This is a genomic window from Candidatus Hydrogenedentota bacterium (assembly GCA_035416745.1).
Classification (GTDB): Bacteria; Hydrogenedentota; Hydrogenedentia; order Hydrogenedentales; family SLHB01; genus UBA2224.
In genome coordinates this window covers 22579-34493 of the sequence record DAOLNV010000063.1, presented here as the reverse complement: position 1 = coordinate 34493, position 11915 = coordinate 22579, and the positions used below count along the sequence as shown (strand labels likewise).

The following is an 11915-nucleotide window of genomic DNA, read 5'->3' as shown; positions in this document are numbered from 1 at the left end:
GGCTCCGCTGAGGTTGACGAATCTTCGCGAGCTAGAATCCGCCCTCTATTGGCACCACCACGCGAACAAGTGTGCGTTGCGCAAGAAGATCCGCAGCCGGACGGGCTTTCCCGCAAGACTTCCCAAGTCTGCGCCTCCCTTCCACGCCACCGGGTGTTGCACGCTGTTTCCGCGAATCGGCACGCAGTCAGCCTTCGCAAAGCCCTCAACGCATTGCATCGAAGCCGCGTGCCCCGCGGAACCTGCATCGACAATCTCTACCCGCACTTCGCCTTGGTTCGTATCGTTTCCATACTGCGCGTCTGCGTTAATGAAGAGGGTCTTGCCCCCCAGCAGAACGGGTTTGGTCAGCAACATGCCTTCCTCTTCCCCGGCGCCCAATGAAACGAAGCCATCAAGCCGCAAGGTGGCGGCACATAGGGAACCGTCGGTGTCCGCCGCCCGTTGGCCGTGAAGAATACTACGTCCGGAATAGAAGAGCCAAAGTTCGTTTCCTATCCGAATGGGATTCCCAGCTTCATCGAGGTTGCCGTAGTCGTAGCTTCCCGGGTCTGGCGAGTTTTGGAGGAAGGCGGCCCGATCAGGTCTCTGCCAGTGTCTGGCATTTCGGCTGACAGCCAACTGGATATCGCAACGATCGGTCGCAACATGATAGACCTTCAGGAGTCCAAGGTACACGCTCTCGTAACGGAAGATTCGCATGGCGTACAGCTCGTCCTGAGGATCGTCGAGCCTGTCGGCGTACAACATCGGGTAGGTGTCGGTCCAGCTCACGTAGTCTCGACTTTCCGCGTAGCCACGGGCGCGTTTGCCGTCCTTGAAGATCTTGCACGATGCGAGCCATTTCCCGCCGACAGGATCCCAGTGCACGCTTGAGGCGTCGTAAGCTTGTTCGATAGCCGGTGCTTCTGCCATGGCCCAACGGACTCCGTCCGGCGAAAACAAGGGCGTGAACCCGTTCACCCGCGTCATGGCCTTGTACCGGCGAGCGAGATCCGGGTCGCGCGGATCGAAGTTCGGCTTCACGGCCCGCCCCTGCCAAATAATGTTATTCTCCTTCGACCCTTCAAAATCGAAAAGGCCGAGACGAGGGCGCTCCCATTTCAGCCCATCAAACGAATCCGCCACACAGGTAAAGGTCAATTTGTTTTCCGACTTGCGGTAACTGCCGTACCAGACGCGCAGCTTCCCTTCCGGGCCTTCGCGGAGTACGTCAAAGGGAACAAAAAAGACCCCGTCTCGTTCCCAGCGCTCCTCCGGGACGAGCAGCGGATTCTCTGGACGTTTGGCCGGTGAATGCAGTGTCCGCTGGAGCCCTTCTGACGTCTCCACGGCGGCGTTGTCCACAAAGAGCTGCTTCTCCCCTCCCACCACCAGCGGGTATGTGATTACCGGCGCCTCGACGCCCACGTTTCGCGTGGCTTCCGGCGGCGCCGGCGCTTCGTTTTGCCCCAGGACGCCTCCGACCCGGATATCGTCCCAATAGCCCGAGCCCATGTGCTGTTCCTGGGAAAGGTCCCCGATCTCCCCGCCCCCGGCCGGCCGGTCGGGCTCCAAATCCGTGTATCGGCCGACCCAAACTTCGTGGTCAGGCAGGCCTGCCCATAGGTCCACGGTTTTCCGCTCTTTGCTTCGCGCCATGACGAACCGGATCCACTCCGGCTGTTTGAGCCCCGTCAAGACGTTTGCCGTCCGGACAGGTTGGTCCGTCCCCCCGGCCTCAACGTCAAGCGAATATGTGCCATCGTCCGCGCTTCCATTGGCGTAGAGCGTCACCCCAACGCGGTTTGATCGGTACGCCGTGCCTGACCATACAACGAAATCCTGCAGATCGACTCCCCCTTCAAGCGCGGGCCGAAAGACGAACTCAACGATTTCATCCACTGTCTCCGATGCATCGAACCGTCGTTGCAGGAGGATCCGGCCCCGCTGCTCGGGCTCATCTGTGAACACATAGGCACAGCGGCGTCCGGTATAAGCGCGTGCCGGATCATTTGCGATCTCGGTCTTGTTTTGTTTGATATTCGTGAACGGATCACCGAGCCAGCGCACCCCGGAGTTAAGAACGCCTACCAACCCGTCCTCGTATCCTTCAAAGTCCACGTTAAGGACACAACCGTTCGAACGTGGCGCGGGCGGATGTTCCGTTTCTCCGGCGAATGCAATGGTTCCGCTCCCTAAGAGCCCTACCAGAACCGCCATGTATAGAGAGAACCTCTGCTCTCGACACATACCTTTGCGCTCCTCTTCGTTGCTTGCTGCTTTCTCGAATGCTTCAGTATAGGCGCATGAAACGAGCTGTGCCATCTCGAGAGCAGTCAGCCGATGGGTGAGTTCGGTGGGATAAATACCTAATCAATTACACGCATAAAGGAGCGGCGAATACTTGTCTTCGCCGAGACATGATTGAGTATTGTGTCCCGAATGGCACTCCTCAAAGAGGTCCCTCCGTCTCAGCCACGGGCGACGGCGCAAGGTTCATCAACACGATGATCGAGGCCGTTGGTCAAAGGCCCGCCGCTGGTCTGGATAGCATTGCCTCAAAGGAGCGATTTGCCAACGCAACATCACCGGCGCCGTCAGCGATCCTGAACCGAGCTGCGGAGAATCTTGAGAGACCTCGTGGGAAGTTCCCATTGTTTTGCCGGCGCGGCCGCAGGATCGTCCACCGGAACGTACGACTCGGCCGTCGCGATCTGCTGGCTCGATTGCCCGTAGTTGGCCAGAACAAGGTGCAGGTCACGGTTAGCAAAGACGGAAGCCACGCAGTCTTTGGGTAGAGGTTGGGCAAACAGGTCCGAGTCGGTAATCTCGAGAAATGCCCACGTGCCGTATTCGGACAACTTCAGGTAATGGCTCAGCCAGCGGGCGTGAGCGGGCCGCATGTCGGGGTTGGGCGGGATCGGGTCCCAACCGCCGTAGATATACGGACCGTTCGGGTGGGCCTGATAGTACTCCCACGCGGCTTCGTAAAACCCGTTCTCGTGCAGTCCCGGCAGGCGAGGGATCGGGATAACACCCCGCTCTCCCGTCAGAGGACGTCCGCCCTGTAACAAGGGGAACTGCATGTAGGGAATCGACTGCAGAAAGTGCTCCTGTTCATTCGCGACCTTGGCCATGGAACCCTGAATGCAGGGAACGACGTAAGGAGAGTGGTTCTTGACCGCTTCGCGGAGGCCGTCCGCGTTGTCTACATTCTCGCCGACCCAGAGGTAATCATAGACCTTGAGGCCACCCGTCCTGGGCTCGTTCGTACGGTCCGCATGCATCTTGTAGATGCCGCCGCGCCGCTTCACTTCCGAGTAGATGAGATACAGGAGATCGGTTTCCGCTCCATCATACTCGGGCGTCTCCTCGAACGCAGCCACCTCGTCCGGAGCATTTTCCTTGATTCTGCGCTCCGCGTTGCAGACGTACCCCCAGTCGTTATAGAGACCGTCGAGCTCGTAGTCTTCCAGGATTTGCAGCATGCGCGGCAAAAAGAACGCACGCCACCCGGGGCTGGAGGGCGCGCATCGCGCCAGGTCCCACCAGCCTCCGGATTCGTCGCCGGGACGCGACCACTCCCTGCGATAGTTCGGATCGTGCGCGGTGAAGTACCCGCTGGATGCGTACGCGAGAATTTTCATCCCGCGACCGTGAACCATCGAAATGAAGCGCCGGAACCCCTCTGGGTTGACCGCCGTGAGCTTGTCCCCTCCAAAGAGGCCGTACCGGTCGTTCCACTCGTCCATCACATGTACCAGCTGGATCCCATGGGCCTTCAAGCGGTCCAGTTCCTGTTCGTCGTATTCATCGGGATTCCACGGTTCGCGGCTGGGATACTCGCCCAGGTTATAGACACATTGACCGGGCAGATAATCGGTGATGAGGTGCTTGCGAAGGCACTGACGAATATGCTTCGTGCAAAAACCGACGTTTGTGAGGCGCCGGCGGTGCTCCTCGGCCGTATAACTGGCAAGAATCGCAGGCGCTGCGGCGGCGCCCCCCATAGTTTCTGAGGCCGCCTGAATTTCATTTACGGGGAAAGAAAGGGTCGAGACTACAGCACCCGTTGCCGCGGCTTTGACGCCGGTCTTGAAGAATTGTCGCCTATTCATCCTATGCGCCCCCCAGACGAATCAGGCGCCCCACCATGGGAACGCCAAGGGAGAGTATAGGCTGCCTCTCCGCCTGAAACAATGACGATTGACTGTTCTGCGTCTCACGTCAAATGGCGTCTTGCGTCATCGACAAGCTGCTCGACGGCCCGCCTGGTGTCGTCCGGCAAGGGCGACGGCTCGTGATCCCGCAACAAGCTGTCTTTCATCTCACGGCAACGCGTGGCCATGTTCGAAGCGCCGCCTTCCGCCCATATGGAGAAGACGTTTCGGTCCAGCAGCTCTGGAAACCATAACTCACTTCGGAAGTGTTCGGCGGTATGTTCTTCCGCGAGGAAATTGCCTCCTGGCCCGACGCTCCGGATCACGTCGATGGCAAGACGCGTATCGTCTACGGAAATCCCTTGCATAACGCGTTCAATGTAAGCAATCGCCTCGTGTTGCATGACCAGCATGATGAGCGAGGCGCCCTGATCGATGCCGCAGGTGCCCAGATGGCCGAAGATATCCGCTCCGGCCAGTGCCGCGGCCAGCAAGGTCATACCCGCTTCCAGGCCCGCTTGCGCGTCGGCGATCTTGCTGTCCGTAAGCCCGGCGTTTACATACACGGGCAGTTTATAGTAACGGCCCAGCTGGGTCATCGCGACAGCCATCAGCAGCTGCTCGGGACCCCCGAACACGATCTGGCTGGCTCTCATGTTGAAAGCGTGGGGAATGCCTCCAAAACAAATGGGCGTTCCGGGGCGAATCAGCTGTACAAGGCATAGCCCTGCCAGGATCTCCGCGTTCTCCTGGGCCAGCGTCCCTGCCAAAGTCCCCGGCGCAGTGCAGCCTACCTGCGCCATAGGGCCGATAACCACGGGCAACGGCAGGCGGCACGTTTCAAAGAGCAGGTCCACGCCGTCGTGGGGGAAACGCAGTGGACTGATGGGTTCGAATAGCGGGAACGCCAAGGGGTGGTCTCTTGCGCCAGATTCACTGCCCGCCACGATGGTAAACAACTCGACCAGAAACTGGGCCGAAGCACGGTCATGAAACCAGAATGTGATCGGCTTGGTGGTGTTCTTGAGCATCTCGGCGGCCACGCACACACAGCGATAGGCAGGCGGGAGGTCATATGGGTCGGCCATGGCGCCCGGGATAGTGATGAGAGGCAGAGCATCGCCCAGTCTTGTAGCTGTGGCCACATCCTCAAGACGCGGGTACCGGCGCCGGCTTGCGTCATCTTCCACCCAAAGCGCCTGGCCCGCGCTGCTGTTGTAATTGCGCGCCCCCGCGCCGAACGGCGCTTTACGGCTTCGGTCGCGCCCGTATAGCGTGAATTCTTTCCCGCATACCTCGATAGCGCTGGCGATCAGGGGCTCGGGGATCTTCACCCGGTGTGTTTCCTTGTCGACCGATGCGCCCGACTCCTGAAACAGCGTCAGAGCATGCGCGTGCGGGATTTCAACGCCGATCGTCTCGAGAATTTCGATCGAAGCGGCGTGCAGGCGGTGCACTTCCGTGTCCTTCAAGACGGCCAGATTCATCTGCATCCTTCTCCTCGCATTGCAGGATCGCCGTGCCAGACGGTAGCGGCGGAATACCCGTGTTGCATCCCCTTTGTCAAGTGTACGTATCGCGCTTTCCGCAAACCCAGGGTGTCACCATAGATTCCTTCTTCAAAGTATACATCGCCCGGGGCCGTACAGTTGAGCTCTTGGTGATATGGGAGGCTACTGTTCGACTGAATATCCCGGGCACATTGTTGCCAGGAAAAGCATCTCGTTCCGCGTTCTATTCTTCGGAAGAAACGAATGCATAGGCCATGCGCGGGGTGGAATTAAGAGGTCTGTCTGTCGCGACAGGTCTTTTCATGTTATGCTCAGGGCAAGCGCCGGGAGTCAACGCGCATGCCCGTGAGCGCTTGGAGCACAGGTTCCGTGGGCTTCACTGGGGACTGCAATGGGGAGCGATACGATGAGATGTGTACTAGTTACTGTGTGTGTCGGGGCGGGATTGTTGTTTTGCGGGCAGGCAGGCGGCCTAACGGGCGACGGCGGGACCCAAGTGTCCCTGCTTGCATTGTCGTTTGGGGCGGGGGACGATGGAGCCCCAAGCGGCGGCCAAGCGCCGTCAGAAGCCAGGAGTGTGACAATGAACGAGTTTCCGCGACGAGCCATCCATCTTGACTGCCATACCATGCCGGGCATATACGACATCGCGTCGGAGTTCGACGCCTCGGAGTTCGCGCGCACGCTGAGCGAGGCCAACGTGGACTACATCACTGTTTTCGCCAAATGCAATCTTGGTTTTGCGTACTACCCTACGCAAATCGGCCAAGTGTATCCGGGGCTCGAGGTGGATCTGCTCGGGCAGATGGTCGAGGCATGCCATGCGCGCGGCATCCGGGTGGCCGCGTACTTCAACGTTGGGATTGACCACGAACACGCGCGGCTCCACCGCGAATGGTGCAAGGTCGACAAAGAGGGCCGGGTCTACCGGTTCGCGGACAAGGGCCACTGGTTCCGCGACCTCTGCCTCAACACCGGATTTCGGGAACATATCCTCGGCATGGTGCGCGAAGTCCTTGACCGCTATCCCGTCGACGGCCTCTTTCTCGACTGTTTCGACCTCTCGCCCTGCTACGGCACTGAATGCGTGGCTGCCATGAAGCAGAAAGGGATGGACGTGTTCAATGATGCCCAGGCGGCCGAATTCTGCTGGCAGGTTACAGACTCCTTCATGGATGAGGTCGAATCCATGGCGCGCGCCAAGCGGGAAGATATTTTCATCCTGTTCAACGGCATACCATACCGGCGCCAGCCCACGCACATCGAACTCGAAGTGTTGCCGACGGGCGGTTGGGGTTACGACTATCTTCCGGCGGCTATCCGGTACGCGCGTACCCTGGACAAACCCTATTTCACCATGACCGGGCGTTTCCACAAGAGTTGGGGCGATTTCGGCGGCATCCGGACCCGGCATTCGCTGTTGTACGACCTCTATAGCTCGATTGCCAACGGCGGCACCTGCTCAGTTGGGGACCACCTCCACCCGAGGGGCCAACTCAACGGCGAGGTATACAGCCTGATTGCCGACGTATACGGCACGGTGCGCTCCATTGAACCATGGACGGCAGGCGCGCGGGCAGAGACCGAGATTGTGGTCGTCGAGCCGTATCTGGCCGACTTCCCCAGCGGAAATACCTACAGCAGCAAGCCGGACGGATTCTCGTTCGACAGCGTGAAGGGGGCGGCACGCATCTTGTCGGAGTTGAAGTGCCAGTTCGACATCAGCGACGGCACCGAAGACCTTTCGAAATACAAGGTGATCATCCTGGCGGACTCCGTTCGCGTGTCGGAATCGTTGAAACCCAAACTCGAAGCCCATCTCGCAAGGGGAAGCGCTATCATCAGCTCGGGTACGGCGGGCCTGACCCCGGACGGCACGGCTTTCGCCCTCAGCGGCGTGGATTTGGTGCGCGAAGGGCCGGAACCCTTCAATCCCACCTTTGTCGAGGCGCTCCCGCCAATCGCCAAGGGCGTGCCGAACATGCCCGTGACCATCTACCAGCAGGGAATCGCCATGCAGCCCGGCCCCAGGACGGAGGTCCTCGCCCGGCTATACAAGCCCTACTCGAACCTGAAGGCGTGGGATTTCGAGCACGAAACATTGTACTGCCCGCCGGAAAAGGATACCGGACGACCCGCGATCGCCCGCTGCGGCAACGTGATCCATTTCAGTTTCCCCCTCTTCCTCGGGTACATGCGCGACGCTGTGGTACCCCACCGTGCATTACTGGACAACGCGTTGCGCCTCCTCCTGCCACAACCGATGCTCGAAGTCACGGACTTCCCGTCGTTCGGCCGCGCCACCGTGACGTCCCGTGACCGGACCCGGCTGGTGCACCTGCTCACGTACGTGCCGGAATCGAGGGGAAGCATCGAAATGATCGAGGAGCCCATCGTAGTCACCAACGTCGCCGTGGCTCTCCGCAGCGAAGGGCGCGACGTCACCGCAGTCACGTTAGCGCCCTCCAAAGAGACTATCCCCTTTACGCGCGATGGCGACTACGTGCGGTTTACCGTGCCGCGTGTCGAGGGCTATCAACTTGTGGTTGTAGAATAGCCGAGTAGATATAAGCCGCGCGGCCAAAGCCCGGCTTGCTGATCGGGGGCGATACAAGGGGAATTGATCGCCCCGCCCGCTCCGGCCAAAGTCCGGCAAGCTGTCAGCGGTACGTGCCGATTTGCAGCCCGTGTTCGACGAAGAACCTGTAAGTTTCGTAGCGAACTTGGGGGGGCACGCTGTGATCGACCTGTAAGACGTAACCGCTTCCGGCCATGGCTTGCGGGAGCTTGGAATCGAGTTCTTCGCGGACTTGCATCCGGTCGTTGGAGATCAGGGTGCGCGCGTCCATACCTCCGATCAAAGCGAGCCGTTGGCCGAAGTCTTTCTTGATTCTGAGCAAGTCCATTCCCGCCTTGACCTCCAGAGGTTGCAGACAATCGATGCCGGCCTCGATCAGTTGCGGAATAAGCGGCTCCACCATGCCGTCCGTGTGCAGGATTACCGGCAGGCCATGGCTGTGGGCGAATTCAAACAGTCGTCTGTGGCTAGAGAAGATTAGCTCACGGTACATGGCGGGCGACATAAAGGGGCCATGTTTGAACCCCAGATCGTCCCAAAACCACATGCCATCCGGAAGGCCCTCCCGGTCAAAGAGCATTTCCAGCAGGTCAACCGTGATACTGGCATAAACGCCGCTCATATCGCGCACCCAATCCGGGTCAGCAGCCATCCCTATCAGCAGATTCTCATGTCCGCACATCGGGCTCATCAGATCAAAGACCGCGACCGCGCCGGCGCAGAAGAACACGCCTTCTCGTTCACATTTGGCCCTGGTCTCACGATAGCGCTGGAAGTCGACGCGCTGCTCGTAGGTTTGCGAGTCGATAAGGTAGGGCCGGACATGCGCCTCCCAGCCCTTGCGGTCCTTGACGAGAAAGTCGACGTGCTCCGGCGCGCCTGAACCGTCCTTGCGCCAGCGCATGACCGCCCCGTTGCCGTCGCGGATCAACTTCGCAATATCGGTTTCCTCGAGGACTTGGCTGCCGGCATCGAGATTGGCCGTCAGGTCAAGCAGTTTCCAGTCCGCTGGGGTCGTGGCGCCGCCGGTGCGAAGCCATATCGAGGCCGAAATGGTCGCCCACCGTTTCCGGTGCCCCGAAATGGCCTTGCTGGGACCACTTCTGGGCCGTCTCCCTCCAAAAGACCTCAAACAGACCTATGCGGTCCACCTTCTGGCGCCTCAAGATCCTGGCAAACCGTTCCTTGCCCGTAAGCATTTCCTTGCTCCACGTCTCAGATTGAAAGCCAGTCCGCTGTTATGCCGAGTTCCTCGGCCAGGTTGCGGAGGCTTTCGCGCACGTCTTCCGGAAGGTCGAGGCCCTTTTCCAGGGCGATGCGCCGCTTATGCCATTCCATCTCGCCCGGCACACGGATTCGGTCAGCCCCTTTCGCCTTGGGAGTCAGGCGGATGTCGCGAATCGTGGCGTCGACCCGCTTCGTGAAAACGACGAGCGGCGTGATTTGTCCGACGTCAAAGGCAAGAAATGCCGCGCCATGCCGGGTCGGCAGCGCAGGATCATCATCGAGCCATCCGCCGATGTCCCACCGCATCGCCGCGCCGCCGAGCGCACCCGCCAGGGTCTCGATCATCAGCGCAATGCCGTAGCCCTTGTGGCCGGCGAACGGTTGCAGTGAGCCTGCATGGGGATAGGTGGACGGATCGGTTGTCGGCACGCCTTCCGTATCAACCAGCCACGTGTCGGGCACTTTCTGGCCAAGAGTCTGCGCGATGCGGATCTTGCCGCCCGCAACGGCGCTCGAAGCGATATCAAGGAAGACAGGGTCTTCCTCCCCCGCTGGAACCGCATAAGCAAATGGATTCGTTCCTAGGACCGCCTTGCGCGAGCCGGGCACAGCCATGCTGGGAACGTCGTTGGCCATCGCCATACCGATCATGCCGGCCTTGGCAGCCTGCAGGGCGTAATATCCTGCTGCGCCGAAGTGGCAGCTGTTACGAACCCCAACGTACGCGATGCCCGCCGTCTTGGCCTTCGCTATGGCCGTGTTCATGGCAAACACGGACGTGACCATGGCGAGCGCGGAATGGCCGTCAACGACAGCCCATGCCGGGCCCTCGCCGCAGATCTCCGGGACGGCATTGGGGTCCAGTCCGCCAGCTCGAATCCGCCGGATATAGTTTTTCAGCGCTTTCGTGCCATGGGTGAAGACACCAAACGTATCGGTTGTCACCAGGACATCGCTGGCGACGCGCGCGTCGGCGTCATTCAAACCACACTTCCGTAAGGCCTCACGGCAGAATCGCTCTAATTCAGCCACCGAAACGATGGCGCCTGCTTGTTCCATATAGCCCCCTGTCATTTCCGTGACGCACAAGTCTGCGTGATGCTGGCCGCCAACGCGTCCTTCTTCACGTCAACATGCAATTGGATACTGTCCCGCTATTCGCACCTCGTCGCACATGGCCACAATATTTCCCGGCGGGACGTCGGGTTGGATGCAATGTACGGCCGCGGCGATATAGCCGCCGCCCGGGGCCAGGTCCTTGAGCCTCCGCCGCACCTCAGCGCGAACATCCGCCGCCGTGCCGCATGGCAAGACCCAGCGGGTGTCTATTGCGCCGCAGAAAGAGAGCCGGTTTCCGAACTCCCGTTTCAACCGGGCCGTATCGCCCATCTCGCCGGCCGCCACCTGCACGGGATTAAGCAATTCCACGCCCGCCTCCGCCAGGTCCCCCAAGAGCAGGTAGACATTCCCACAGGAATGAAAGAATACCTTGCCTGAGATGCGCTGCTTGATCGCGCCGAGCAACTCCGCATGATGCGGCTTGATAAACTGACGATAGCAGTGCGGCGACATCATCGGGCCGGCGGTCATCCCGAGATCGTCCCCCGTGATAATCACGTCCACATACGGGCCGGCATCCTTCAAGAGTTGCCCGACATACGCGACCATCAGATTCTTCAGCTTTGTAAGAAGCGCGGTGAAGAACTCAGGCTCGGTCGCGAGGTCCATCAAGAGCGTATCGAGGCCCCGCATCAGGTAGGCCTGTTCAAACAGCGCGACCCCGCTGAGCAGCACCGTCGCATAACCTGCCTGCTGGATTGTCTTGGCCTCGCTCACGAGGCGATCGAACCGGTCCGGCGGCGCAAGGTTGGGCCAAGGGTATTTCTCGAGATCGTCGACGGTGGCATGGCGCAGAGGCGGGTCGACAGGCTCGAAGTACAGGCTGCCCGGCGAGCGACGCCATGGGACCCCCCAATCGTCAACAAGAACGTCGGCCGAAACGTCTTTTCGCAAACTGGATTCGGCCGGACCGGGAATAAGCGGCCGCGCGTCGCTGCCGAGCCGCACAAGAACCTCCTCGTCCATGCGAACGTACTGCATCGTCCGGGAAATCCATCTGCGCGGCCCGCCTTGTATGCCCAGGTGGGTTTTCAGCTTCTCGTAGCCAGGACCTGAAACGGTTGTCGCACCCGAAGATCCGATGAACAGAGGTACGCGGTCCGGCTCCTCGTGGTTCAGAGCAGTCAGAACCCGTTCGCGCGGATTCAAGAGCGTTCTCCTCTCTTGTAGCGGAATCCTTCCTCACTAAATGACGATTCAGCCCCGACTGCAATCCTTTCTCGCTGGCAGCCGGCATTTCCGGGCGAGTGCCCGGCCAGTATCCAGTTCGCTGGGGGCATTTCAAGGATTCTTCCGGTAGATAATCACGGTCGACGCCGGTTTGTCTTTCATGACGAT

8 protein-coding genes are annotated in these 11915 nt (G+C 60.1%); 1 reads left to right on the top strand and 7 read right to left on the bottom strand.

Annotated features, from left to right (window positions below):
• Nucleotides 1-45 precede the first annotated feature (45 nt).
• The 3 genes from PLJ71_16595 to PLJ71_16585 form a co-directional block, all read right to left on the bottom strand.
• Nucleotides 46-2232 (bottom strand): hypothetical protein, encoded by a 2187-nt coding sequence (locus tag PLJ71_16595; GenBank protein HQM50308.1) that lies wholly within the window; start codon nucleotides 2230-2232, stop codon nucleotides 46-48.
• A gap of 347 nt (nucleotides 2233-2579) precedes the next feature.
• Entirely contained in the window at nucleotides 2580-4100 is a 1521-nt protein-coding gene (locus PLJ71_16590) for a hypothetical protein (GenBank protein ID HQM50307.1), read from the bottom strand.
• A 104-nt stretch (nucleotides 4101-4204) separates the two neighbouring features.
• Nucleotides 4205-5635, bottom strand: coding sequence for a trimethylamine methyltransferase family protein (locus tag PLJ71_16585; GenBank protein ID HQM50306.1), 1431 nt, complete (start codon nucleotides 5633-5635; stop codon nucleotides 4205-4207).
• Between the two features lie 601 nt (nucleotides 5636-6236).
• Here PLJ71_16585 and PLJ71_16580 point away from each other — a divergent pair.
• Nucleotides 6237-8210 carry an alpha-L-fucosidase gene (locus tag PLJ71_16580; GenBank protein ID HQM50305.1) on the top strand — a complete coding sequence of 658 codons (1974 nt, stop codon included), beginning with the start codon at nucleotides 6237-6239 and terminating at the stop codon, nucleotides 8208-8210.
• 103 nt (nucleotides 8211-8313) lie between these two features.
• On the opposite strand, the gene PLJ71_16575 is transcribed toward PLJ71_16580, so the two are convergent.
• The 4 genes from PLJ71_16575 to PLJ71_16560 all read right to left on the bottom strand — a co-directional run bounded on the left by PLJ71_16575 (nucleotide 8314) and on the right by PLJ71_16560 (nucleotide 11726).
• Nucleotides 8314-9135: a uroporphyrinogen decarboxylase family protein gene (locus PLJ71_16575; protein ID HQM50304.1), complete on the bottom strand. Its 822-nt coding sequence runs from the start codon at nucleotides 9133-9135 to the stop codon at nucleotides 8314-8316.
• An 85-nt stretch (nucleotides 9136-9220) separates the two neighbouring features.
• Nucleotides 9221-9430, bottom strand: coding sequence for a hypothetical protein (locus tag PLJ71_16570; GenBank protein ID HQM50303.1), 210 nt, complete (start codon nucleotides 9428-9430; stop codon nucleotides 9221-9223).
• A gap of 16 nt (nucleotides 9431-9446) precedes the next feature.
• The gene (locus PLJ71_16565; GenBank protein ID HQM50302.1) at nucleotides 9447-10517 is read right to left on the bottom strand and encodes an Ldh family oxidoreductase; all 1071 of its coding nucleotides are present in this window, start codon (nucleotides 10515-10517) and stop codon (nucleotides 9447-9449) included.
• Nucleotides 10518-10586: 69 nt separating this feature from the next.
• Entirely contained in the window at nucleotides 10587-11726 is a 1140-nt protein-coding gene (locus PLJ71_16560; GenBank protein ID HQM50301.1) for a uroporphyrinogen decarboxylase family protein, read from the bottom strand.
• Between the last annotated feature and the right edge of the window lie 189 nt (nucleotides 11727-11915).